Here is a 23,682-nt window from a genome sequence, read left to right on the forward strand (position 1 = left end):
TAAAGATGGAAGCAAGGGCTGTTCTTAGGTATGCAAAGATTTCTCCTACTAAAGTAAGACAGGTATTGAGGGTAATAAGCGGTATGAAAGCTGGAGATGCCCTTTATCAGCTCAGGTTCATACCCAAAAAGTCTGCCAGGATTGTAGAAGGTGTATTAAAAAGCGCTCTGGCAAATGCAGAACAAAAGGGTATGGACCTTGACAAGCTGTATATAAAAAAGGCTGTGGCAGACGAGGGACCTATGTACAAAAAGTGGTTCCCAAGGGCCCATGGAAGGGCAACTATGATAAGAAAAAGGACCTCTCATATAACCCTTGTACTTGAAGAGAAGGAGGAAGGCTAATGGGTCAAAAGACACATCCTATAGGTTTTAGAATAGGAGTTATAAGGGACTGGAACTCCAAGTGGTTTGCAAGCAAAAGGGACTATACCCAGCTTCTCCACGAGGATATAAGAATAAAGGATTATATAAAGAAAAGGTATGCTTCCGCAGGCATATCAAAGGTTGTAGTGGAAAGGATGGCCGATAAGGTAAAGGTAAGAGTGTTCGCCGCAAGGCCTGGCATAATCATAGGAAGGAAGGGTGCAGAGGTAGAACAGCTCAAAAAGGATATTGAGTATATAACCGGCGGTAAGGATGTGGTCATTACCGTGGACGAGGTAAGGGTGCCAGAATTGGATGCCCAGCTGGTAGCGGAAGAGATAGCCCTTCAGATAGAGAGAAGGGTTTCCCATAGAAGGGCTATGAAAAGGGCCATAGATAACGCCTTTAAGGCTGGCGCAAAAGGTGTAAAGGTTCAGGTAAAGGGTCGTATAGGTGGTGCAGAGTTGGCAAGGGCCGAGTGGTTCCTTGTGGGCAGAATGCCACTTCAAACATTAAGGGCGGATATAGATTATGGCTTTGCGGTAGCTCAAACAAAGTACGGTGTGCTTGGTATTAAGGTATGGATATACAAAGGCGATGTGCTAAAAGGTGGTAAAGAAGAGATAGTCAAAAAGATAGAAGAAGACCTTAAAAAGGCAGAAAAGGAGGTATAAGAGATGTCTTTCCTTGCTCCAAAAAAGACAAAGTTTAGGAAAAGTCAAAGAGGTACGCTAAAAGGCAAAGCCTTTAGAGGCAATAAGCTTGCCTTTGGTGAGTATGGTATACAAGCTCTTGAATCTTGTTGGCTCACCCAAAGACAGATAGAGGCAGGAAGGATAGCTCTAGTTAGAGCCCTTAGAAAGGGGGCAAAGGTATGGATACAGGTCTTTCCTGATAAGCCCTACACCAGAAAGCCCAATGAGGTAAGGATGGGTGGAGGAAAGGGAGACCCAGAGGGCTTTGTAGCTGTGGTCAGGCCTGGTAGGATACTCTATGAGTTTTCCGGAGTTCCAGAAGAAGTGGCAGAGGAAGCCCACAGGCTTGTAGATGCAAAGTTGCCTATAAAGACAAGGCTTGTAAAGGCTGGAGGTATAAAGACATGAAGGCAAAGGACCTAAAGAAACTTGGCCTTCAAGACCTTATAAAGAAGGAAGAGGAACTTAGAAGGGAGCTTCTTAGGCTAAGGTTTAAGAAAAAAGTGGAAGGCCTTCCCAACCCTATGCAGATAAGAAATACAAGAAGAGACTTAGCAAGGGTTTTAACCCTTATAAGAGAAAAGGAACTAAGAGGTGAGGCATGATGGAAAAGGCATGGCATCTTAAAAGGAAAGAGCTGGTAGGTGTGGTAGTAAGCGATAAAATGGATAAAACTGTAGTGGTCAAAGTAGACAGGAAGGAAGCCCACCCCTTATATAAGAAGCACATAATAAAGAGTAAAAAGTACCATGCCCATGACCCAAACAACGAATGTAAGGTGGGAGACATTGTAGTTATAAGGGAAACAAGGCCACTTTCAAAAACCAAAAGGTGGGTGGTGGTAAAAATCCTTCAAAGGGCAAAATCTCCCGAGGAGGTTATCGGAGGATAAAAGCTTATAGGGGGAGGGATGAGGGAAAACAATAAACTTTATTCCTTCTACTTTATAGCTCTTTTCATAGCAGTTTTAGCCTTCGGATTATATGTACGATTTACAAAATTTGAGATCTGGGAGAAAAATCGTGATGCATTTTTCTACAGTGGAGAACCTATATACTCAGAGTTTGACTCCATGTACTTTGCCCGCCTTGCTGAGAATATAAAGTCTGGAAGTTTTAAAGCCGGTGATGTAGACTCCCTTAGATTTTTCCCAGACAACCGTTTAAAAGCACAGGACTTTGGGCTGGATGAAAAATATGATTTCCAGCTTAAATATAGCGTAGTTGGAAGCCTAATAAGTTACATTTTTGCATACTTATCCGTATTAAGTGGGAAAAGCATAGCTTGGCTTAGTTATTATCTTGTCCCACTACTTTCAATTAGCGCAGCCATACCAATTTTTTTGTACTTTTATAGTGCGGGTTTGCCAATTTCTGCCATCTTAGGAAGTCTTGTGGGTATAACTTCTTCTGTTTACATTGCTAGAACAAATATAATGAGATTAGATACGGATTTATTGAATCTGACATTCCCTTTTTTGATAGCTTTTTTGCTGTATAGGTATTTCGAAAGTGAAAGAAAGCTACTTTGGATTAGTTTTTCAAGTATAGCTCTTTTATTGTATTACCTTTGGTATGGTCATAATAACATAAACTTTGCCCTCATATTGCCAGTTATTATCCTTTACCTTATAAGATATAGAAGCCTTTCAAAAAAAGATATATTATACATAGCTATACTCATTCTTCCCCAAATATGGTATATATATGCAGGCCCTTACTACCTATACATTCAAATTGCAACTCTAATTTTCGGCAAAGGTCCAGAGGTTTCTGTATACAGCATATTTAAGGACTTTCCTAATGTATTTATATCCATATCAGAACTGCAAAAATACTCATTCAAAACAGTACTCCAGAGTACCAACTCTGTAGAAGTTTTCAGCTTTATCGGGCTTTTAGGAGCTTTTCTTGTTTTTATACTTAACATAAGAAGTATGATTTTTCTACTTCCTATCTTCGGAATTGGTTTGCTATCATTCTTCGGTGGAAACAGGTTTGTAATGTATTTGGGATCCTTTATAGGAGTGGGTCTTGGCTATTTTATTCATTTTCTTTTTGAAAAAGTCTTTCCTAAACTTGATCTATATACAGAAAGAAACAAACAAATTGCTATGTCTACCCTTATTGGGAGTTTGCTTTTTTTATTAACTCTTATGGTGCAAGATAGGGCTTTGGTTCTATTGGGTAGTTCACCCATCATAACTTCAAGGGAAGTTGAGATTATGGACTGGATAAGAAAAAACACCCCGTCCAGCTCTATCATATACACTTGGTGGGATACGGGCTACGCCTTTGAGCTCTATTCTAAAAGGGCAGTCCTTCATGACGGAGGTTCCCAATCCACTCCAAAAACTTATTTTGTGGCTAGATCCTTTACTACAGAGGATCCAAAGGAAGCATGGAATATAACCTCCTTCCTAAGCAACTATGGACTTGTAGGAATGGCAAGCATTCTTCTAAAAGAAGGTATAGGTGGGGAGGAACTCGTAAGAAGAGTTAAGGATGGCATATATTCTAAGGATATCAAGGAACCTATTTATTGGGTTCTAACAGAGGATATGCTATTTAAATCTGGGTGGATAACCTATTTTGGTAGCTACAACTTTAAGGAAAAAAGAGGTGTTTCAAAAAATATTTATGGTCTATCTTGTAAAATAGTTAGTGAGAAAATTTTTGAATGTTTGGGAAATAGGAAGATTGATTTAGATAAGGGTCTCATAATAGATAAGTCTAAAACTACAAGGCTGAAAGCTCTTTATTTCATTGATGATAATAGTCCCAAAATCATAGAATATAATAAAGATGGCCCTTCTATTTTATTAATTCAACAAAAAGGTAACATAAACGTATATATGATGGATGCTGGAGTGGATAATACTATGTTATTCAAAATGTATGTTTTGAGACAGTATGACTCAAATTATTTTGAACTTATACAGGACAAATTCCCTACAGCCGTAATCTATAAGGTAAAGGGTAGCATATCAAATAAAGAATAAGGTTAAAATATTTTTATGCTTCTTTTTTTGTGCCTTTTCCTCCTTTTCTCCTTTTCCTTTTCTGTTGAGATCTTTTCAGAAAAACTTGAGAAGCTACCGGATGGCACATACAAAGCAGAGGGGGATGTGGAAGCTTACTATAGGGATTACTATATAAAAGCAGACCTTATGACCTACGACCCACAAAAAAGAATAGTTTATGCAAAGGGAAATGTTTACATAAGGTCCTTTGATGGAAGATTCGAAGCAAAAGGAAGTGAAGCTCTTTTGGATCTTGAAAAGGATACTGGCTATTTTTTAGATACGGAAGGAAGGTTTGAGAAATTTAACTTCAGCGCAAAAAGGGTGGATAAGGATGGAGAAAATTACATAGTTCAAGAAGGATCCATAAGCACATGTCCACCGGATAAAAAAGAAATGAACTTATGCTTCTCAAGGGCTCATATATCTCAAAGGTATGTATTTAGCCAGAACAACACACTTAGACTGTTCAAAATACCTATTGTTTACCTTCCTATAAGTATATTTCCGGTTGGAGAAAGGAGGTCTGGCCTTTTGCCACCAACCATTGGTTCAAACACATACAACAGCTTCATATACCAACAACCCATCTATTGGGCCATATCGCCAGATAAAGATGCCACCTTAACCCTTGATTTAAGAGATAAGCAAGCTAAGGGTATTAGCCTTGAGTACCGTCAATCTATGAGAAAGGAGCTTGACCTTGTAGGCTTATTTTCCTTTTACAAGGAGCCCACACCACCTGGCAAATGGTGGCAAGGCAGGGATATAACAACCCTTAGGGAAAACAGATATAGAATAAAGGGAGACATTGACCTGAATAATCTAAAAGCAGGCATAGACCTTATCTCCGACCCATACTTTTTGGAAGATGTTTATCTAACCACAAAAGAGAGGACTATTTCCTACTTGACTTCTTATATAAGCTATACAAAAGAATGGGACAGATTCCTTTTTACCTTTGATTTAAGAAGGTTCTACGATACAACATCATCCAACAACAAAAATACACTTCAGAGACTTCCAGAAATTGGCCTTTATCTGAAGGATCAAAGGCTTTTTGATTTTCTCTACTTTAACCTTAGCACAGCTTATACAAACTTTTATAGAGAGGAAGGCTCAAAAGCCCACCGTATATTAATCTTCCCCGAATTTTCTGTGCCAAAGAATATTTTAGGGCTAAACTTCCTATCAACAATAACCATAGAAAACTTGCTTTACCTTGACGTAAAGGGTGGAGATTTTAAAAATAAAAAAGTTATCGGTTCTGTGAAGTATGTGGAAAGAGTGCCTTACTTTTTTAATTTAAACTATGGTGGTTTTAGAACGAATAACCTTGTAGAGTTTTCATACTCCTATAGGCCAAAAGATCATCTAAACCCAAATTTTGACCATTTTGATGAAATAAATAAAGAAAGCTTGATGTCTTATACTTTTAGAAGTTATGGATATTACGGAGAAAGACCATTATACACACTTTTTTTAGAAGGTGGGTATAACTATCTCGGAAAATTCACTTATCTGGGGCAGGAAGCAAAAGGCAAAGTATTGCCCATAAGGTCCATTTTTCAGCTTTATCCTGTAAAGAATTTAAACCTTACCACAGATAGCACTTTTGACCCAACCCATGGAAGATTTCTTAGAACCATAGGCAATCTTACCCTTAGTTATAGGAACAGTAGTTTAAGCCTTGGCAAGGTTCTTGAAAGAAATTATGATGGATTGAGGATAAACGATCAGTATAGCCTTTCGGCTTTTAGCTCCTATGGACCTTTAAAGGTATCCATAGGTATGATAAGGGATAATAAGATAAATAAAGACATTCAAAGGCAGTTAAACCTTGATTATAGGGGAGCATGTTGGAGCTTCGGGCTTATGCTAAGAGATATTTATGATGGAACAAAGCAAAAGTATATGAAAGAAATCTTTTTGACCTTTAACATATTTGACCTGCAGAAATTTACAGTGCCTCTGAAGAGATAATAATCTCTTTTAACTTTTTAGTTTGAGCTTTTATATCTTTTGTCCCAAATATGCCAGAACCTACAACGAAAATGTCCGCGCCAGCCCTCGCCACTTCCAAAATATTGTCCTCCTTTATGCCACCATCCACCTCTATAAGTACGTTTGGATTCATGCTTTCTACCATAGCTTTGAGCCTTCTAAGCTTTATAAGAGACCTATCTATAAACTTTTGACCCCCAAAGCCAGGGTTTACAGACATAAGAAGCACAAAGTCCACATAATAGATTATCTCCTCAAGGGAAGAAAGAGGCGTGGCAGGGTTAATTACTACACCCGCCTTTGCTCCAAGGCTTTTTATAAGGTCAATGGTCCTATGAAGGTGTGGTGTGTTTTCCACATGCACGCTCACCATATCCGCACCAGCCTTTATAAAGTCCGGTATATACCTGTCTGGGTTTTCTATCATAAGGTGAGCATCCAAGGGCAAGGGGCAGTGTTTTTTTATGCTTTCCAAAAGCACAGGGCCAAAGGTTATATTTGGCACAAAATGCCCATCCATTACATCAAAGTGTATAATATCCGCTCCACCCTCTATGCATTCCTGTATCTGCTCTCCAAGCCTCCAAAAGTCTGCAGAGAGTATGGAAGGTGCCAAGAGCTTCATTCTGCCTCTTCCTCAACCCTTATAAGCACAGGCTTCCCTACCACAACCGGTAGGCCCTTTATCTCTTCCAAAGCTCTCCTCATGTTTATCTCATAAGCCTTATGGGTAAGGATAACAAGGGGTACTATATGCTCGCCTTCCCTTCCCGCCAGCTTACATACTTTTTCCTTTTGAAGCACGCTTGCAATGCTGATGTGATGGTCTGCAAGCACTCTGGCTATGCTGGCAAGGACTCCGGGCCTGTCTGGCACATCAAACCTTAAATAGTACCTGCTATAGAAGTTCTCCGTAAGAGAATATTCTTTTTCTTCCCAGTTTATCTTTTGCCTGCAGGTTGTATTCAAAGCCATCTTTTGAGCTATATCCACTATGTCCGAAACTACTGCAGAAGCAGTGGGGTGCGCACCTGCGCCCCTTCCATAAAACATGGTTTTACCTACAAAGTCTCCTTCTACCATTATGGCATTAAAAACATCGGACACTTTTGCCAGTGGGTTTTCCTCTGGTAGAAAGGTAGGATGGACCCTTACCTCAAGCTCTCCTTCCCTTCTTTTGGCTATGGCCAAGAGTTTAAGTGTATACCCCAATTCTTTTCCAAGCTCTACATCCAAAAGGTCCACCTGCCTTATACCCTCCACATAAACACGGGAAAAGGGAAAGAAAACGCCAAAGGCTATGAAGGAAAGGATGGCTATCTTATGGGCAGAGTCCCAACCATCAATATCAAGGCTTGGGTCTGCTTCGGCATAACCCTTTTCTTGTGCCTCCTTTAAGGCTGTATCAAACTCCACATCTTCCTGAAACATTCTGGTAAGGATATAATTGGTAGTTCCGTTGAGTATGCCGTATACTGCACCTATATTATTGCCCACTAAGGATTCTCTAAGAGCCTTTATAATGGGTATGCCACCACCCACAGAGGCCTCAAAGCCAATGCATAAACCATTTTCCTCCGCCATTTGAAAAAGTTCGGCACCTTCTTCCGCAAGAAGGTGTTTGTTGGCGCTGACCACATGCCTTCCCTTTTGCAATGCCTCCTTTATAAGCTCCTTTGCAAAGCCCTTACCACCCACCAGCTCTACAACTATGTGAGAACTATCAATCACTTCTTTGTAATCCGTAGTTCTTAATTCCTCTGGTACATAGAAGGGCCTTGGCCTCTTCCAATCCTTGTCCGCCACTTTTGATATTTGAAGGTCTATGCCCGTTTTCTTTCTTATTGTGTCAGAGTTTTTCAAAAGCAATTCCACTACGCCCGTGCCTACCACACCACACCCCACTATGCCAACTTTTACCTTCAATGCCCTCCTCCATGGTTTGTTCTGTAGGGTATGGGAATATATTGCACGGAAGGCACCTGCGACCCCATAGGTTGAGGGAAAAGTTCCATAAGCTCATAAACTTCTTCCGGCACATCTGTGTTAACATTTAGACCAAGCTTTTTTAAATACTCAACGGTTAGAGGATAGTCATGGGTGTATTTTCCAGTTGCCAGCTCCTCTGCAATGCTTTCAGCTTTTTCTTTTTCCATACCGTTTTGTGTTAAAAGCCATACCAAGTAAGATTTCATCTGGTCTATAGCCTTTTGAGCCACATCCGCCAGTATTAGTGTTTGGTCATCTACATCCTTTAGGTCTTTTTTTTCAAGGACCTTTAGAATAGAAGCCGCAGGCATTTGTCCTATTTGGGGGTCCACAGGTCCAAGCACTGCGTTTGGGTCCATGATTATCTCATCTGCGGCCAAGGCCAAAAGGGTCCCACCGGACATAGCATAATGTGGCACAATAACCCTTACAGGGCCCCTATGCCTTACCAAAGCGTTGGCTATCTGAGTGGCAGCAAGGGCAAGACCCCCTGGCGTATGCACTATTAGGTCTATAGGCATATCCGGTGGCGTCATCCTTATTGCCCTTAACACCTGTTCTGAATCCTCTATGTTGATATACCTAAAGATGGGTATGCCAAAAAGGCCTAAGGCTTCTTGCCTGTGTATTAGAGTTATTACCCGGCTTTGACGCTTTTCTTCCAGCTGTCTTATGAGAGCTTCCCTTGTTCTTGATAGAATATACCTTCGCCAGAAGGGCATAAACACAAAAACAAAGAGAAGAAGCATCCAAAGAAAGTTGAAAAGGCCATAAAAAGGATTGTAATAAATAGGCTCCATAATTTTTAGATTATAGCACAGCTAAGATTGTTTATAATCTTTAGAATGGAGAAGAGAATATACACTCCTTTAACCGATGAAGTGGTAGAGAGCCTTAGAGTGGGTGATAAGGTTTTGATCACAGGCTACATCTATACTGCAAGGGACGCAGCACATAAAAGGATGGTAGAAGCTCTTCAAAGGGGAGAACCTTTACCCATTGATGTGAAAGGGCAAATCATCTACTATGTGGGTCCAACACCACCAAAGCCAGGGCAAGTATTAGGATCAGCGGGACCAACGACATCCATAAGAATGGATAAATATGTGGAGGATCTACTCAAGCTTGGTCTAAAGGGTATGATAGGAAAAGGTTATAGATCCCCCCATGTAAAAGAACTTTTAAAAAAGTACAAGGCTGTATACTTTGCCGCCGTAGGCGGCGTGGCTGTACTCCTCTCCAAATGTATAAAGTCTTCAGAGGTAGTTGCTTACGAGGACCTTGGTACAGAGGCTATAAGAAGGCTATACGTGGAAGACTTTCCCGTTATAGTTGCCAACGATATATACGGCGGTGATATTTTTGAAGAAGGTAGAAAAAGGTTTGCAAGGATAGATATCTAATGTGGCGTGAGCTTATAGCCACTGGCTTTTATTTGGGAAGGTTTAGGTATGCACCTGGCACCATAGGTACTCTTTTGGGAGTTCCATTAGTATATATCTTGGTTCATAAATGGTGGCTAACGCTTATATTTGGAGTTTTACTCTATGCAGTGGCAGTATGGTCTGCAAACTATATGGTTGAACTTACAAAGGAAAAGGATCCAGAAGAGGTGGTTATAGACGAAGTAGTAGGATATTTCTTTTCTTTCCTGTTTTTAGTACCAACTTTAAAGGCCCTTTTGGTAGGCTTTATAACCTTCAGAATCCTTGATATATTAAAGCCATACCCCATAAGGTTATTTGAAAAACTACCAAAGGGCCATGGTGTGGTTGCGGATGATATGGTGGCCGGCCTTATGAGTGCAGTCATACTTTATTTGCTCTTTAATTGATATATTTTTCCCATGAACCTTTTAACCAACTTTTTAAAAACCTTTTACGACTATACGGTAGATATAATTCCTTATTTCCTTATAGCTCTTGTTATAACTTCCCTCCTTCAAAGTTTTACCAAACTGAGCTGGCTTAAAGCTATTTTAAAAAAAGAAAAGGTAGCCCCCGTATATACAGGTATTTTGGGTGGTCTTCTTCCCTTGTGTTCCTGTTCCATGCTTCCAGTGGCAAACCTTATAAATAGTATGTCAAAAAGCTATGCCCCTGTTCTTTCCTTTCTGATTATAGCCCCCGTAATTTCCCCAGTAACACTTTTGCTTACCTATGGATACTTTGGCCTTAGCATGACCTTAGTTAGGTTGATAGGCACATTTATTTTTGCTCTTTCTTTTGCTTACCTTATGAACTTTTTCTTTGCTAAACCAAAAACCCTACCCATAATGATGGGCGGAGATGGGCAAAGTAAAAATTCAAAGCTTTTCTTCTATATTTTGAAGGATAACCTTTTCGGTATAGGGAAGTATCTGTTTTTGGGCATATTTATAGCCTCTCTTATAAAGGTATTTGTGCCAGCCAGCTTAATAAAGCCTATAGCAGGCAGCATTTTTTCCTATCTTCTTATATCTTTTATGTCTGTTCCTATATACGTATGTTCTGGGGAGGAGGTTCCAATTGCCAAAGCTCTTACAGAAGTAGGTTTTACATGGGGTAATGCACTTACCTTTATGCTGGGTGGCACAGGCATATGTATGCCTACCATACTAGCAGTTATGAGGTTTCTTCCAAAAGCCTTGGTACTTGCCTATGTTATCTTCTGGATTCTTTTTTCTATGACAATGGGTTTTTTGTACGATATTATATTTTGGAGATTAAATTTTTAGTATAATTTATACAGAGGAGGGACAGATGGATAGATACACACAGGTTTTACAAGAGCTTATAAAAAACACAGGTCTTGAGGGTGCCTCATTGGTATCTGCTGATGGTTTACCCATAGCTTCTGTGCTAAAGCCAGGCATGGAAGAGGACCGTATAGCAGCCATGAGCGCAGCCATACTTTCCTTAGGTGAAAGGGTCTCTGAAGAATTGGCAAAGGGCAGCTTGGAGCAGATAACCATAAAGGGGCATAATGGTTATGTTATACTCACTGGGGTGGGGAAGGATGCGGTAATGGTGGTGCTTGCTGATGATAATGCAAAGCTTGGGCTTTTGCTTATGGAGATTAAAAAAGCACAAGACAAGCTTAAGGGAATGCTATAAGGATATATGGCTCTAACTGGGGACCTTAAGACCTTTAATTTTGTGGACATTTTCCAGATAATATTCAAGGATAGGAAAAGTGGTATCCTTTTGGTTGAGTGGGCGGATATAACGGTTGCGTATTATGTTAAAGATGGTCAGATAATCTTTGCAAGGCCAGTAGATAGGGTATTTAGGGTTTATGCGGAGAGGGATTTTGACTTACTTATAGAAAAGCTTCGCATCCCAAAAGAGAACCTTTCTAAGACGATTGAGAGGTTCCTTATCAACAGGTTAAACATAAAAGAGGGTGTTTTTTCTTTTACACCTGGTTTCGTTAAGTATGCTTCAGATAACTATGGAGAGCCGTTTCCCATAGAAAAGATTATTATGATAGCTTCTCGTAGCTTACTTCCAGAAGAAGTAGAAAGGAAAATATCTGATGAGATGTTGATTTTTGAATTGGCGGAAAATGCACAAGAGATAATAAGCAAGGCAGAGCTTACTCCAGAAGAACAAAAAGTTCTTTCCCTTGTAAACGGTGAGAGGACTGTTTCCGATATAAGAAGAGATTCTGGGCTTGATAGCCTTACAGTAGACAGAGCTTTATATGGTCTTCTTGCTCTTGGTGTAATAAAGCGGAAGAAGAAAGAAAAAAAACAAAAACCTTCTATAGCCCTTGACCTTTTGATGAAGATAATAGAAAGGATAAAAGAGCTATGAAGACCATAAAGAAGATTAAGATAGTTGTAGCTGGACCCTTTGCAGCAGGAAAGACCCAGTTTATAAATACGGTAAGTGAGATAAAGACGGTAAAGACAGAAAGAAGAACCCAAGCAGTTGGAGAAAAGAATGTAAAAGAATATACAACCGTTGCTATGGATTTTGGAAAAATACGCATAGACGATGAACATGAGCTTTACCTTTTTGGAACTCCGGGGCAGTCCAGGTTTGATTTTATGTGGGAAATATTGGGAGAGGGCGCCCTTGGAATAATAATACTTGTGGATAGCACAGACCCTTCCACCTTTCATGAGGCAAGAAAGATAATAAACTTCTTTAGTTCTCGTTTTCCCGTACCAATGGTGATCGGTGCAAACAAACAAGACCTTCCCAATGCATGGCCACCGGAGGATGTGGCAACTGCTCTTGACATAAGCGAAGAAGAAGGCATACCTGTGCTTCCTGTATCCGCCATTGATAAAGAGAGTGTAAAAAAAGTCCTTTTGACACTCCTTGAAATAATAAAAGCAGAACTAACCTCTTAGGGATATATGGATGTGTGTTTCAAAGCACATGTTTCTTCAATACCCATTAAAAGATTAAAGTTCTGCACAGCCTGGGATGAGGCACCCTTTCCGAGGTTATCTATAACGCTTATTATCTCAAGTATAGAGCTTTTTTCATCATAATGGTGGTATATAAAACAGAAATTGGTTCCCAACGCATGCTTTATGTGGGGCGGTTCCTTAGATAGCACTATAAAAGGCTCTTCCTTGTACGTTTCTCTATAAAGCTCCTCATAGTTAATTTTTTCGGCTTTCACATATACCTTTGCCATCATGCCCCTTACTAAGGGTATAACCTGAGGAGTGAACCTTACCTTTATTTCCCTATTGGCTATCCTTTTTATCACATCTTCCATCTCTGGCGTGTGTCTGTGCTTTTCTACGGAATAGGCAAAGGCGTTGGCTTCCATTTCGGGATAATGAAACTTTTGAGTGGTTTTCCTACCAGCACCAGAGACGCCAGAAAGAGCGTCTACTATAACCAATTCTAAGCCTATCTTCTCTTTTAGCAGTGGGTATAGGGCAAGTAAGGTAGCCGTTGGATAACAGCCCGGGTTTGCCACAAGGTAGGACTTTTTTATATCTTCTCTAAAGACCTCTGGCAATCCGTATACTGCCCTTTGCAACACCTCTGGGTATGTATGCTCAAAGCCATAATACTCTGGATAACTTTTGAGGTCCTTTATCCTGTAGGCGCCAGAAAGGTCTATAACCTTTTTACCTTTTTTTAAAAGCTGTGGTACAAGCTCAAGGGAAGCCTCATGAGGAAGGCACAAAAAGGCCACATCAAAATCCTCTTCTGGTTCTTGTAGAAGGTGCATATGGCCTATAGGACTCGCTCCAAAGTGGGGGAAAACATCATAAAGCTTTTTACCAAAATAGGATTGAGATGTAAGGGAAGAAACCTTCACATGGGGGTGGTTCAAAAGCAGTCTTAAAAGCTCAACACCGGTATAACCGGTGGCACCATATACACATACTTTTATCTCTTGCTCCATCTGTAAGCTTTTCTTGCCTTCATGAGTCCATACTTCTTTCTTTCCTTCTCTCTTGCATCCCTCTTAAGAAGTCCAGCCTTTTTGAGGGTTGTTCTCAAATCTGGGTTGTATTTAAGAAGGGCTTTGGCAATACCATACATAATGGCTTCCGCCTGACCGCTTATACCACCACCGCTAACGGTTGCATATATCCCAAAACGCCCTTCAAGGCCTGTTAGCCTTAGAGGATAGAGGACCTTATTGTAGAGAGTTTCCCTTTGAACGTATTGTTTTAGGTCATACTCTTTACCGCTTTCTTTTACTTTAACTATCTGCTTGTCTGTGCCTCTTACAAGCCACACTCTTGCTACGCTTTCTTTTCTCCTGCCAGTGCCATAGTAGGAGTTGTCAAAGCCTATTTTAAAGTCTTTAAGCCTTACCAAGGTCATGCCTCAACCTCCAAGTTTTTAGGCTGTTGTGCAATGTGCGGGTGGTTTGGGCCGCTGTATATCTTTAATCTCTTTAACATCCTGTGGCCCAGTCTGTTTTTAGGTAGCATCCTTTTTACCGCAAGCCTTATTACCTCTTCTGGCTTGTTTTGAAGCATCCATGCCAAACTTCTTTCCTTTAGCCCTCCGGGATAGTTGGAATGGAATTGGTATTTCTTCTGCTCCATCTTTTTACCAGTGACAACCACCTTGTCCGCATTAAGGACTATTACAAAGTCGCCACAGTCTACATCTGGCTGATAGTAAGGTTTATGCTTTCCCATAAGCACCTTTGCTATCTGGGAAGCAAGCCTTCCCAAAACTTTCCCTTCTGCATCTACTACCCACCAATCTCTTACAACATCTTCTTTCCTAACATGGTAGGTCTTCATCCTTCTTCTCCTTCCAAAGCTTTATTCAGAAAAACTTATTATAACATATTTTCATCTTTCCGCCTGCAACTTATAGCCCCCTTCCATCCAACCCTCTGGATAATACCAGTCCCTCAGGTATGTATAGCCTAAGGCTTTTAGCTTTGAACCCAATCTTGTTTCTTCTGGTGGCTTGCCTGCCTTTAGTTCCTCAAGGGTTTGTTTGTCTTCGTAGTATTCTACAAAAACCCTTCTAAAGTATTTGGAGATTATTCCATAAAGCTTGTCTTCAAGCTCGGAGGAAAAGAAGGCTGGGTCTATATGGAAAAGCTCTATCCACTCCTTCCAGTAAGGCTTTCTGCCATAAAAGGCCTTTATATACATAAGCCTTTTACCATCCTTTGTAAGGGTTATGTTTTCTTCTTCTATGAACCTACCAACCTCCACCTTATACAGGTCAAAATGCTGGCTCAACTCTTTCTTAAACTCTTCCATGGCTTATAATTATAAGATTATGCATCATCTTTCTCCTGAACAGGTAGCGGAGCTGAGGGAAGACCTATTAAGGCTTAGGGAAAAGATAATAAAACATGCGGAGGAGCAGATAAAGGACCCTTCCAACGTGGCCTTTGAGGGTGGAGATGAGATAGACAGGGCCAATATAGAAGCGGGCAGATACCTTAACCTTCAAAGAATAAAGACAAGGGAATTGAAGCTGCTTAGAAAGATTGATTATGCCCTTATGAAGATAGAACAAGGCACCTACGGCATATGTGAAAACTGCGGTGCCACCATACCCTTTGAAAGGTTAAAGGCAAGGCCTGTAACTACTATGTGTATAAACTGCAAAGAATTGGAAGAGGAAAGGGAAAATGAGTGAAAGTTGGATGTTTCCAAGGGTTAGCAGGTTGCCCAAGTATGTGTTTGCCATGGTAAATGAACTGAAGTATAAGCTAAGAAGGGAGGGTGAAGATATTGTGGACCTTGGTATGGGAAATCCAGACCTTCCACCAGCTCCCCATATAGTAGAAAAACTATGTGAAGTAGCAAAAAGGGACAATGTGCATGGATATTCTGCCTCAAAGGGCATACCAAGGCTAAGGAAGGCCATATGCGATTTTTACAAAAGGCGATATGGAGTGGAGTTGGACCCAGAAAGGGAAGCCATACTCACCATAGGGGCAAAAGAAGGCTATTCTCACCTAATGCTTGCCCTTCTTGAACCGGGTGATACGGTAATCGTTCCCAACCCCACCTATCCGATCCACTACTATGCACCCATTATAGCGGGTGGGGATGCCATATCAGTTCCCATAATGCCAGAGGAAGGAGAAGATTTTGAAGAAAGCTTTCTCAAAAAGATACATGATATTTTGAGGGCTTCTTTTAGAAAGCCAAAGGCTATTGTGTTGAGCTTTCCTCACAATCCTACCACCCTTTGCGTAGGCCTTGACTTTTTCAAAGAGGTAGTAAGTCTTGCAAAAAGGGAAGGGGTATGGATAATACACGACTTTGCTTACGCAGACCTTGGCTTTGATGGTTATGAACCGCCAAGCATACTCCAAGTAGAAGGCGCTAAGGATGTGGCCGTGGAAATCTATTCCATGTCCAAAGGCTTTTCTATGGCGGGCTGGAGGGTAGCCTTTATGGTGGGTAATGAGGTGCTTATAAAGAACTTGGCGCACCTTAAAAGCTATTTAGACTATGGAGTGTTTACACCCATACAAGTAGCATCTATAATAGCTCTTGATAGTCCATATGAGATAGTGGAAAAAAACAGGGAAGTGTATAGAAAAAGGAGGGATGTGCTTGTGGAGGGTCTTAACCGCGTAGGTTGGCAGGTGGAAAAGCCAAAAGGTAGCATGTTTGTTTGGGCAAAAATCCCTCGTGAGATAGGCATGAACTCCCTTGACTTTTCACTTTTCCTTTTGAGAGAGGCAAAGGTGGCAGTCTCTCCCGGCATAGGTTTTGGAGAGTATGGGGAAGGCTATGTAAGGTTTGCCCTTGTAGAAAACGAACACCGAATAAGGCAGGCCATAAGGGGCATAAAAAAAGCTTTTGAGAAATTTATGCAGAAGGTTTAGCCCTTGCCACAAAGTAGGCATGCACTTCCTTGGCTCCCACAGACATAAGAAGGTAGGCAAGCCTTTTTATGGTTGAGCCGGTAGTAAGAAGGTCATCCACGATTAGAACTTTTTTGTCTTCAAAGTGGTCAGTAAGCTCTTCTCTTAGTCTGTGTCCCAAAACTGCCTTACTTCTTTCTTCTTTATCCAAAAGGGCAAGGGGCGGGGCCATATCGGTCCTTTTGAAGGCTTTAAGGTATGGCACTTCTGCACCCTTTAAGATATACTCCATATGATTAAAGCCCCTGTTCCAAAACCTTCTTAAATTCAAGGGCGGAAAGGTTATAAGGTCTGGCTCTATCTCCCTTATGTATTCCCATAAGTGTTCTTTTATTATCTTTCCAAGCCTTAAGGCAAGGCTTTTTGAGTTATCAAACTTTATACAGTGTATCATCTCCTTGAGAGTGCCTTCATAAAGGCCAAAGACCCTATAGGAAAACACATAATCAAGCCTGTGGCTGTAATCCATAGGATGGTAAGGCCTTAGGTTGCTTAGACATTCTTCACATATAAAGCCTTGGTTCCTTCCTCTAAAGCTTGAGCCACAGACCTTGCAATCCCCCTTAGCAAGGCCAAAAACCTGTAAAAGGCTTATCAAAGGTAGCCCTCCCTTTTCATAGAAAAATAACCCTTGCTGTTTATTATCAAATGGTCAAGAAGTTCAAAGCCCATAAGCTCACAAGCCTTTTTAACCCTTTTGGTAAATTCTATGTCTTCCCTTGAAGGCTTTAAATCACCCTTGGGATGGTTATGGGCAAGTATTATGCCATAACAGGCTGTGTTTATGGCGTGGTAGAGTATCTCCTTTGGTTCTGCGTGCAAGGCGTTCATCCTCCCTATGGCTATAATCTCATAAGATATAAGTCTGTTGGTAGGGCTAAGGTAAAGACAGATTAAATGCTCTCTTCTTTCATCCACCTTACTTTTTAAAAAGCCGTAGGCATCCTCCGGGTTGTTTATAAAAACACCCTCATAGGGGTCGCTTATCCTTTTTGCCAGCTCCAATATGGCCTTTATCTGACAAGCCTTTGCCTCACCGATGCCCTTAAACCTCTTCATAAGCTCTTGTGGAGAAAGTTGAGAAAGCTCCTTCCAGCCCATCTTAACTATTTCTTTTGATAGGGATAGCACATCCATATCCTTTGTGCCAGAACCCAACACTATGGCCAAAAGCTCCTCTTCCGATAGCTTTTCTGCACCAAGGCTAAGCATCTTTTCCCTTGGTTTGAGGTCCTCTGGCATATCCCGTAAGCTCTTAGTCCTGTGGTACATGGCTCTCCACCATTACCTTTATAACCCTTTTATTGTCCCTTTGAACTACCTTAAAGCGATAGCCTTGGTATTCTATGGTATAACCTTTTTCTGGTATCCTGCCAAGGTAAAAGCACAAAAAGCCGCCCAGGGTGTTGTAGGGTCCCTCTGGAAGCTTAAGGTTGAAAAACCTTTCAAACTTTTCCCTTTCCACACCTCCATCCACTATCCATTTGCCCTTCTCTATTTCAACAAAGTCCTCTTCTTCTTCCTTTGTTCCTTCAGATAAACCACCAATAATGTATCCTTGTAAGTCGTCCCATGTAATTATTCCCAAAAGATTGCCCCTTTCATCCACAACTACAGCCATCTGTTCCTTACTCTTCTTGAAAACTTCAAAGGCCTTTTCAATGGTGGTAAACTCGGAAAAGAAGTGTATTGGTCTTGTTAATTCTTTTATAGAAGTAGCATGTTTGCTTTGAATTAAGTCAAAAAGGTCCACATACCCAACAATATTGTCCATCTTTCCGCTATATACGGGCAATCTTCTGTATTTGTTCTTTTTCATAATTTCCATTACCCGCTCTATATTTGTGTTTTCTTCTACCATAACCACCTCTTGTATGGGCTTTATTTCTTCTGTTATAAAAATGTACTTTGAGGAAATAATACGCATGGCTATACGAAGGCTTTCTTCTTTTGAAGATATTTCCTCCATTAGTTTAATTAGGTCTTCTTTTTCAAGCTTTTCCTTGTATTTATCCTTTAGAAGGTCCGTTATAAACCTGCTTATGACCCTTGCAAAAACAAGTAGAGGTTTTGTAAAAATTCTTAGCTTGCTGAGTATCCATAGGGATGGGAAGAAAAGCCTTTCTGCGTGTTTTTGATATAAGCTTTTTGGTAATATTTCTCCAAGAAGCAGGGTAAAAATTACAAGGGTGGAAGAAAGTATTACTTCAAAGCCCTTAATAATGGGGAAATACTCCGAAAGCTGTAGCACTGCCAGAGTATAAAAGGTGGAAGCAAAAACTATGCTTATGGTATAGCCAAGCATAGTTAGGGTTATATACTCTTCTGGATTATCATGAAAGTCCTTTAAAAAGTCTTGTTTGGTTCTTCTGTATAGGCTCAAAACTTTTCCTTTATCTACGCTTACAAGGGCTATTTCTGAGCCTGCAAAAAAGGCCTCAAGCAGTATGAAAAAAAGGGTCCCTAAGAGAAAACCTAAGACCTCCATCCTACTATTACCCTGTCTTGGTTAGAATAATCCTTTAGGACAAGGACCTTATAACCCTTGCTTTCAAAAAGCTCTTTTAATACTCCGCCTTGATCATGACCTATTTCAAAGGCAAAAAAGCCTTCTCTTTTGAGATAAATGTCTAAGCTTTCTGCCACCTTTTCATAAACCTCCCATCCTTTTAACCCACCAATAAGAGAATTATAACCTTCCCTTTTTACGCCTTCTGGCAAACTTTCCCACCTTTCTTTGGGTATATAGGGTGGGTTTGAAACTATAAAGTCAAAGGTGATAGGCTTTAAAGCCTCAAAGAGGTCTCCAGCAAAAAGCAGTAGTCTATCATAAACTCCATGCCTTTGGGCATTCCTTTTTGCAAGCCTTAGGGCTTTTATGTTTATGTCGTTGGCTATCATGGTAAGGTTTTCACAATGAAGCAAAAGGCTTATGCTTATGCATCCAGTTCCCACGCCTATTTCAAAACCCCTAAGCCTTTTGTCCTTTGGAAGCCTCTTTAACACCTCCTCCACAAGCACTTCCGTTTCTGGCCTTGGTATTAAAACACCTTCTTCTACATAAAAGCTCTTCCCATAAAACTCCCACTCTCCAAGAAGATACTGAAGGGGATAGCCTTTTTCTAAGGCCTCCAAACCTTCAAAAAAGGCCCTTTCTACTTCTATTGGCACTTCAAGGCTTTCCATAAGGTAAAGCTCTTTGTGGTCTTTATTTAGTAGGTGTGCCAGGAGTAGGGCTTTGTCCCTGAGGGTTGTTTTGCTGGGTTTGGATAGGAGTTCTTTGACCTTCATCCTTTATAAGGGAACCCTTTTTGGAAGGATGGGTTAGGGCAAGGATAATGGCCAAAGCCATGAGGGTAAAACCAAGCCAATAGGTAATCTTTGTAAGTATGGTATCCACACCGCCAGGACCAAAAACACCTTGTCCCATACCGCCAAAGGCACTGCCCACATCCCCCCTGCTCCTTTGCATAAGCACAACCGCTATAAGCAAAAGGTCCACTATAATAAAAAGTGTAAGAAAAAGGTAATACATATCTATAATTATAACTCCAACCTTCCGTCCCTTAGTCTGTATATACGGTCAAAGTAAGTTTTTAGCTCCTCGTTGTGTGTGGCTACCAAAAGGGTGAGGCCTTTCTCTTCCCTTAGCCTTAAAAAGAGGTCAAAGATCCTCTTGCCTTCCGCAAGGTCCAGATTACCCGTTGGCTCATCCGCCAAAAGAAGTTTTGGGTTAAGCATCAAGGCTCTTCCTATAGCTACTCTTTGCTGTTCTCCACCAGAAAGCTGGCTTGGTCTATGTTTTAACCTATGGGTAAGCCTCAAGTATTCCAAAATCTCCATGGCCCTTTCCTTTGGCCTTTCCACGCCAGCAAGCTCACCTACAAGGGTAAGGTTTTCTAAAACATCAAAGTCTTCCAACAGGTAATAAAACTGGAATATAAAGCCTATATGCCTCTGCCTTAACTCCGCCAACCCATCCTCGTCCATATGCGTGATGTTTTTACCAAAAAGGTATATCTCACCTTTTGTGGGCTTTTCAAGGCCAGCTATAAGGTGTAGTAGAGTGCTTTTACCAGAACCAGAAGGCCCCATAAGGCCTACAACTTCTCCCTCAAACACCTCAACGCCAACACCCTTTAGCGCTTCCACCCCTCCAGGATAAACCTTCCAAAGGTCATTAGTATAAAGAACCCTATTCATTCCTCAAAACCCTAACTATACCTTCCCTACTTGCCCTATAGGCAGGTAATAAACTGGATAGCAGGGAAAGAAGCAAGGCACCCAACAATGTGGATATAACATCCCTCATCTCAAAATAAACAGGCACATGGTCCATAAGATAAACATCCGCAGGCACTCTTATTAGCTTGTATTCGTTTATAAAGTAGGCTCCCACAAGGGAAAGTATAAGACCTATAAGAGTTCCAAGAGAACCCAGCATAAGGCCCTGTAGTAGAAAGATAAAAATAACCTGCCTACTTTTTAACCCAAAGGTCCTTAACACGGCAATATCTTTCATCTTGTCCCTTGCCTTCATAAAAAGCAGGCTTGTAATGTTAAAAGAAGCTATCACTATCATAAGCATTAGGACAAAAAATATGCCTACCTTTTCCACCTGAAGGGCGTTAAAAAGGGGCTTGTTAAGGTCTATCCAAGAACGCACTATGGCACCTGGGCCCAAAAGCCTTTCTATTTTGTTTCTTATCTCCTGCGCCTTGTAGGGGTCCCTTAGGTATATCTCATAGCCAGAAAGTTGGTATGAATCACCAAAAAAATCCCTTGCCCTTTTTATATCCATTACAACTGTCGCATAGTCTTGGTCAAAAACACCCTTTTGAAATATGCCTTCCACTACATAGCTCCTCGCCCTTGGCAAAAAGCCAAAGGGTGTTCTCTGTCCCATGGGAGAAAGAAGGAGAATTTCCTCATCCTTTTTAAGCCCTAAAATGTCTGCCAGCCCTGCGCCAACGGCCACACCTTCCCTTAGCTTTACACCGTATATCCTATAAGCATCTTCTGGAGTTAAGGCTTTTACGCTTACGCTGGAAATCCTGCCTTCCCTTGATACAAGACCTTGGTATAAGGCTACAGAGTAAACATTTTTTATGCCTTCAATATTCTCTATTTTATCTTTGTAATCCTTATTGGCATCAAGTAGGCTAACAATTATATGGGGTGATGCGGATAGTATTTTTTCTTTTAGCTCATGCTGGAAGCCGGCAAACACTCCCATGGTAAGAAGCAGGGCAGACACTCCAAGGGATACACCCAATAGGGCTATAAAGGATACAAGTTGGGTTGAACCTTTGCCAGATAGTAAAAACCTAATAGAAATCTTAAGAATTGATTTCATAGCCTTTTTAGTTGGTCCAAAATTTCCCTTTGCCTTCTCATAATGTATTGCCTTATCTTTTTCTTTTGACTTTCTTCAAGGTTTATTTTAAAACCAAGCCTTATATAAACATCTTCTTGTCTTCCTATTATATTTTTAAGCTCACCTTGAGCCTTAACAACTCCCTCCTTTGGGAGTTCTACCTCTATATCAAAGACTGTGTGCATCCTTTGTACATCAGAAACTATCTGCATAAGATTTTCCATTATCCTGTTTGCTTCCTCCTTGTGAAGCAAAACACCCACGCCGGACTCGCTTATATCTACAGCCTCCACCTTTAAAACACAGTCATCTCCCAAGCAAAAAGATACATAAACAGGCTCCCTCTCCGTAGGCTGTACCCTTATAAATTCTCTTAGAACTATAGGTGGTGCAGGCACTGGAGAATCAACCTCTAAAACTAACTCATCCCTTATATTACTAAAGACCTTACACAAAAGGAACAGCTCGCCTATTTTTATATAAACTGGGTCTTTTTCGGAAAAAACTTGCTTGAATTTGCACTCTTTAAAATCAAAGCTTATATACCTCTCTTGGGGGGATACCCATCTTACTTTAAGCTTGAGCCTTATTGGTATTTCTTTCCAAGAGGTTATGACTTCATACTCTTTCCCGCTTTTAATATCGTATAAAATCTCTGCAAGCGTCATGGTTTTATTATGCCCTCCTCTGTTATTATTGCCGTTATATTTTCTGGTGGAGTTATATCAAAAGCAAGATGAAGGGCTGGAGAATTCTCTGGAGCTATAGGGATACCTCTTAAAAACTTTATTTCTTCTTCACTCCTTTCTTCTATCTCTATGCTTTCCTCTCCGATAAGGTTCATATCAAAGGTAGATTTTGGAGCAACCACATAAAAGGGTATACCATGGGCTTTCGCCAACACAGAAAGAGCATAAGTGCCTATCTTGTTAGCCACATAGTAATCTTTTGTTATTCTATCTGCACCTACAATAACATAATCCACAAGCCCTTTTTTCATAAGAAAGCCTGCGGTAGAATCGGTTATTATCTTATGTGGTATACCTTCCTTTGAAAGCTCCCAAGCTGTAAGCCTTGAACCTTGAAGATATGGCCTTGTTTCATCCACCCAAACAAAGATATCCTTATTGGCATAGTAGGCAGACCTTATGACTCCTAAAGCTGTACCCCATCCTGCGGTGGCCAATGCTCCAGTATTACAATGAGTAAGTATTCTTGCCCCTTTATGTATTAACTGCTGGCCTATCTCACCCATCCTCTTGTTTGCTTTGTAGTCTTCTTCCTCTATTGCCCTCGCTTCCGCCTCCAAGTCTTTACCTTCTTCTAAAGCCCTTTTCATTCTATCCAAAGCCCAAAAGAGATTATAGGCCGTAGGCCTCGTATTTTTAAGTGTTTCATATACCACATAAGGATCCTCACCGGCTTTGACCCCCAAAAGAAAGCCGTAGGCAGCCACACAACCTATGGCTGGGGCACCTCTTACTGCCATTCCTTTAATAGCCTTTGCCACATCCTTATAATTATCAAGCCTAAGCCACACCTCCCTTTCTGGCAGTTTTCTTTGATCAAGTAGTAAAATAGTATCACCTTCCCATTGAAAAGCTTTTACTTCCATTGGTAAATATTTTAAACCTTTTACATATTAGTCTACTGCAGAAGCGCTGTAGTAAAAAAGTAGTTTATAGCATACTGCTTGAACGTTAATATGTGAAACCCTGCCTCTATTGTTTAAAGTAATGGATTCACACTTATAGCCTTTTGTATTATGTCCATTGGTTAATCCATTTAATAGTTATCAACCCTGTAGGTTAGCTTTTTTACACCTATTTTCAAGAGAAAGGTCTTGTATAACAAAATCAAATAGGTGGCATGGAGTTTAATCCTTTAATCTAACACCCAGCGTATAAC

Annotated in this window: 31 protein-coding genes; 15 read left to right on the top strand and 16 right to left on the bottom strand. The window is 40.7% G+C overall.

The genetic code is table 11. The features are described 5' to 3' along the window. Nucleotides 1–5: 5 nt before the first annotated feature. From rplV to ACZ5GB_RS00565, 7 genes are read left to right on the top strand one after another with little or no spacing between them, the layout of a single operon-like run. Nucleotides 6–344 (top strand): 50S ribosomal protein L22, encoded by a 339-nt coding sequence (gene rplV, locus ACZ5GB_RS00535; protein WP_464327036.1) that lies wholly within the window; start codon nucleotides 6–8, stop codon nucleotides 342–344. Further along, nucleotides 344–1,039 (top strand): 30S ribosomal protein S3, encoded by a 696-nt coding sequence (gene rpsC / locus ACZ5GB_RS00540; RefSeq protein WP_464327037.1) that lies wholly within the window; start codon nucleotides 344–346, stop codon nucleotides 1,037–1,039. Before rplV ends, rpsC begins: the two co-directional genes overlap by 1 nt. A gap of 3 nt (nucleotides 1,040–1,042) precedes the next feature. Next, a complete protein-coding gene (rplP, locus tag ACZ5GB_RS00545) occupies nucleotides 1,043–1,468 on the top strand; it encodes a 50S ribosomal protein L16 (protein WP_464327038.1) in 426 nt (141 codons plus the stop codon). Next, nucleotides 1,465–1,665: a 50S ribosomal protein L29 gene (gene rpmC, locus ACZ5GB_RS00550; RefSeq protein ID WP_464327039.1), complete on the top strand. Its 201-nt coding sequence runs from the start codon at nucleotides 1,465–1,467 to the stop codon at nucleotides 1,663–1,665. Before rplP ends, rpmC begins: the two co-directional genes overlap by 4 nt. Beyond that, nucleotides 1,662–1,952 carry a 30S ribosomal protein S17 gene (rpsQ, locus tag ACZ5GB_RS00555; protein ID WP_464327040.1) on the top strand — a complete coding sequence of 97 codons (291 nt, stop codon included), beginning with the start codon at nucleotides 1,662–1,664 and terminating at the stop codon, nucleotides 1,950–1,952. The genes rpmC and rpsQ overlap by 4 nt, the downstream gene beginning before the upstream one ends. 18 nt (nucleotides 1,953–1,970) lie before the next feature. After that, nucleotides 1,971–4,061 (top strand): STT3 domain-containing protein, encoded by a 2,091-nt coding sequence (locus ACZ5GB_RS00560; protein WP_464327041.1) that lies wholly within the window; start codon nucleotides 1,971–1,973, stop codon nucleotides 4,059–4,061. A 15-nt stretch (nucleotides 4,062–4,076) separates the two neighbouring features. Continuing rightward, nucleotides 4,077–6,065 carry an LPS-assembly protein LptD gene (locus ACZ5GB_RS00565; protein WP_464327042.1) on the top strand — a complete coding sequence of 663 codons (1,989 nt, stop codon included), beginning with the start codon at nucleotides 4,077–4,079 and terminating at the stop codon, nucleotides 6,063–6,065. On the opposite strand, the gene rpe is transcribed toward ACZ5GB_RS00565, so the two are convergent. Genes rpe through ACZ5GB_RS00580 form a run of 3 tightly spaced genes read right to left on the bottom strand, consistent with a single transcriptional unit; the run spans nucleotide 6,043 to nucleotide 8,875 of the window. Then, on the bottom strand, nucleotides 6,043–6,711 hold the full coding sequence (gene rpe, locus ACZ5GB_RS00570) for a ribulose-phosphate 3-epimerase (RefSeq protein ID WP_464327043.1): 669 nt from the start codon (nucleotides 6,709–6,711) through the stop codon (nucleotides 6,043–6,045). The genes ACZ5GB_RS00565 and rpe overlap by 23 nt on opposite strands. Next, a complete protein-coding gene (locus ACZ5GB_RS00575; protein ID WP_464327044.1) occupies nucleotides 6,708–8,012 on the bottom strand; it encodes a homoserine dehydrogenase in 1,305 nt (434 codons plus the stop codon). Before ACZ5GB_RS00575 ends, rpe begins: the two co-directional genes overlap by 4 nt. After that, nucleotides 8,009–8,875 carry an SDH family Clp fold serine proteinase gene (locus ACZ5GB_RS00580; RefSeq protein WP_464327045.1) on the bottom strand — a complete coding sequence of 289 codons (867 nt, stop codon included), beginning with the start codon at nucleotides 8,873–8,875 and terminating at the stop codon, nucleotides 8,009–8,011. Before ACZ5GB_RS00580 ends, ACZ5GB_RS00575 begins: the two co-directional genes overlap by 4 nt. Before the next feature lie 45 nt (nucleotides 8,876–8,920). On the opposite strand from ACZ5GB_RS00580, the gene ACZ5GB_RS00585 reads away from it, so the two are divergent. Genes ACZ5GB_RS00585 through ACZ5GB_RS00610 form a run of 6 tightly spaced genes read left to right on the top strand, consistent with a single transcriptional unit; the run spans nucleotide 8,921 to nucleotide 12,417 of the window. Then, on the top strand, nucleotides 8,921–9,478 hold the full coding sequence (locus ACZ5GB_RS00585; protein ID WP_464327046.1) for a Fe-S-containing hydro-lyase: 558 nt from the start codon (nucleotides 8,921–8,923) through the stop codon (nucleotides 9,476–9,478). Continuing rightward, entirely contained in the window at nucleotides 9,478–9,909 is a 432-nt protein-coding gene (locus ACZ5GB_RS00590) for a phosphatidylglycerophosphatase A family protein (RefSeq protein WP_464327047.1), read from the top strand. Before ACZ5GB_RS00585 ends, ACZ5GB_RS00590 begins: the two co-directional genes overlap by 1 nt. A gap of 12 nt (nucleotides 9,910–9,921) precedes the next feature. Then, a complete protein-coding gene (locus ACZ5GB_RS00595) occupies nucleotides 9,922–10,791 on the top strand; it encodes a permease (RefSeq protein ID WP_464327048.1) in 870 nt (289 codons plus the stop codon). Nucleotides 10,792–10,816: 25 nt separating this feature from the next. Then, on the top strand, nucleotides 10,817–11,170 hold the full coding sequence (locus ACZ5GB_RS00600) for a roadblock/LC7 domain-containing protein (protein WP_464327049.1): 354 nt from the start codon (nucleotides 10,817–10,819) through the stop codon (nucleotides 11,168–11,170). A 6-nt stretch (nucleotides 11,171–11,176) separates the two neighbouring features. Further along, nucleotides 11,177–11,872 carry a DUF4388 domain-containing protein gene (locus ACZ5GB_RS00605; RefSeq protein ID WP_464327050.1) on the top strand — a complete coding sequence of 232 codons (696 nt, stop codon included), beginning with the start codon at nucleotides 11,177–11,179 and terminating at the stop codon, nucleotides 11,870–11,872. After that, the gene (locus ACZ5GB_RS00610) at nucleotides 11,869–12,417 is read left to right on the top strand and encodes a GTP-binding protein (protein WP_464327051.1); all 549 of its coding nucleotides are present in this window, start codon (nucleotides 11,869–11,871) and stop codon (nucleotides 12,415–12,417) included. Before ACZ5GB_RS00605 ends, ACZ5GB_RS00610 begins: the two co-directional genes overlap by 4 nt. On the opposite strand, the gene argC is transcribed toward ACZ5GB_RS00610, so the two are convergent. From argC to ACZ5GB_RS00630, 4 genes are read right to left on the bottom strand one after another with little or no spacing between them, the layout of a single operon-like run. Then, complete coding sequence (argC, locus tag ACZ5GB_RS00615; RefSeq protein WP_464327052.1) at nucleotides 12,414–13,436, bottom strand: N-acetyl-gamma-glutamyl-phosphate reductase; 1,023 nt, start codon at nucleotides 13,434–13,436, stop codon at nucleotides 12,414–12,416. The genes ACZ5GB_RS00610 and argC overlap by 4 nt on opposite strands. Continuing rightward, nucleotides 13,421–13,864, bottom strand: coding sequence for a 30S ribosomal protein S9 (gene rpsI / locus ACZ5GB_RS00620; RefSeq protein WP_464327053.1), 444 nt, complete (start codon nucleotides 13,862–13,864; stop codon nucleotides 13,421–13,423). Before rpsI ends, argC begins: the two co-directional genes overlap by 16 nt. Then, nucleotides 13,861–14,295 carry a 50S ribosomal protein L13 gene (gene rplM / locus ACZ5GB_RS00625; protein ID WP_464327054.1) on the bottom strand — a complete coding sequence of 145 codons (435 nt, stop codon included), beginning with the start codon at nucleotides 14,293–14,295 and terminating at the stop codon, nucleotides 13,861–13,863. Before rplM ends, rpsI begins: the two co-directional genes overlap by 4 nt. Nucleotides 14,296–14,346: 51 nt before the next feature. After that, nucleotides 14,347–14,769, bottom strand: coding sequence for a DUF1122 family protein (locus ACZ5GB_RS00630; protein WP_464327055.1), 423 nt, complete (start codon nucleotides 14,767–14,769; stop codon nucleotides 14,347–14,349). Between the two features lie 19 nt (nucleotides 14,770–14,788). Between ACZ5GB_RS00630 and dksA the strand changes: the two genes are divergently transcribed. Continuing rightward, nucleotides 14,789–15,154 (top strand): RNA polymerase-binding protein DksA, encoded by a 366-nt coding sequence (gene dksA / locus ACZ5GB_RS00635; RefSeq protein WP_464327056.1) that lies wholly within the window; start codon nucleotides 14,789–14,791, stop codon nucleotides 15,152–15,154. Next, nucleotides 15,147–16,358, top strand: coding sequence for an aminotransferase class I/II-fold pyridoxal phosphate-dependent enzyme (locus ACZ5GB_RS00640; RefSeq protein WP_464327057.1), 1,212 nt, complete (start codon nucleotides 15,147–15,149; stop codon nucleotides 16,356–16,358). The genes dksA and ACZ5GB_RS00640 overlap by 8 nt, the downstream gene beginning before the upstream one ends. On the opposite strand, the gene ACZ5GB_RS00645 is transcribed toward ACZ5GB_RS00640, so the two are convergent. The 9 genes from ACZ5GB_RS00645 to mtnA are packed head-to-tail and all read right to left on the bottom strand — an operon-like array spanning nucleotide 16,342 to nucleotide 23,389. Then, nucleotides 16,342–16,995 carry a ComF family protein gene (locus tag ACZ5GB_RS00645; RefSeq protein WP_464327058.1) on the bottom strand — a complete coding sequence of 218 codons (654 nt, stop codon included), beginning with the start codon at nucleotides 16,993–16,995 and terminating at the stop codon, nucleotides 16,342–16,344. The two genes, ACZ5GB_RS00640 and ACZ5GB_RS00645, sit on opposite strands and share 17 nt — an antisense overlap. Next, a complete protein-coding gene (radC, locus tag ACZ5GB_RS00650; protein WP_464327059.1) occupies nucleotides 16,992–17,669 on the bottom strand; it encodes a RadC family protein in 678 nt (225 codons plus the stop codon). The genes ACZ5GB_RS00645 and radC overlap by 4 nt, the downstream gene beginning before the upstream one ends. Further along, on the bottom strand, nucleotides 17,653–18,885 hold the full coding sequence (locus tag ACZ5GB_RS00655; protein ID WP_464327060.1) for a hemolysin family protein: 1,233 nt from the start codon (nucleotides 18,883–18,885) through the stop codon (nucleotides 17,653–17,655). Before ACZ5GB_RS00655 ends, radC begins: the two co-directional genes overlap by 17 nt. Then, nucleotides 18,873–19,688, bottom strand: coding sequence for a peptide chain release factor N(5)-glutamine methyltransferase (prmC, locus tag ACZ5GB_RS00660; protein ID WP_464327061.1), 816 nt, complete (start codon nucleotides 19,686–19,688; stop codon nucleotides 18,873–18,875). The genes ACZ5GB_RS00655 and prmC overlap by 13 nt, the downstream gene beginning before the upstream one ends. After that, nucleotides 19,606–19,932, bottom strand: coding sequence for a preprotein translocase subunit SecG (secG, locus tag ACZ5GB_RS00665; protein WP_464327062.1), 327 nt, complete (start codon nucleotides 19,930–19,932; stop codon nucleotides 19,606–19,608). Before secG ends, prmC begins: the two co-directional genes overlap by 83 nt. An 8-nt stretch (nucleotides 19,933–19,940) precedes the next feature. Beyond that, nucleotides 19,941–20,600: an ABC transporter ATP-binding protein gene (locus ACZ5GB_RS00670; RefSeq protein ID WP_464327063.1), complete on the bottom strand. Its 660-nt coding sequence runs from the start codon at nucleotides 20,598–20,600 to the stop codon at nucleotides 19,941–19,943. Continuing rightward, nucleotides 20,593–21,753 (bottom strand): FtsX-like permease family protein, encoded by a 1,161-nt coding sequence (locus ACZ5GB_RS00675; protein ID WP_464327064.1) that lies wholly within the window; start codon nucleotides 21,751–21,753, stop codon nucleotides 20,593–20,595. Before ACZ5GB_RS00675 ends, ACZ5GB_RS00670 begins: the two co-directional genes overlap by 8 nt. Further along, nucleotides 21,750–22,442 (bottom strand): PilZ domain-containing protein, encoded by a 693-nt coding sequence (locus tag ACZ5GB_RS00680; RefSeq protein WP_464327065.1) that lies wholly within the window; start codon nucleotides 22,440–22,442, stop codon nucleotides 21,750–21,752. The genes ACZ5GB_RS00675 and ACZ5GB_RS00680 overlap by 4 nt, the downstream gene beginning before the upstream one ends. Next, a complete protein-coding gene (gene mtnA, locus ACZ5GB_RS00685) occupies nucleotides 22,439–23,389 on the bottom strand; it encodes an S-methyl-5-thioribose-1-phosphate isomerase (protein ID WP_464327066.1) in 951 nt (316 codons plus the stop codon). Before mtnA ends, ACZ5GB_RS00680 begins: the two co-directional genes overlap by 4 nt. Nucleotides 23,390–23,682 lie beyond the last annotated feature (293 nt).

The sequence above is a fragment of the Hydrogenobacter subterraneus genome (assembly GCF_055390195.1).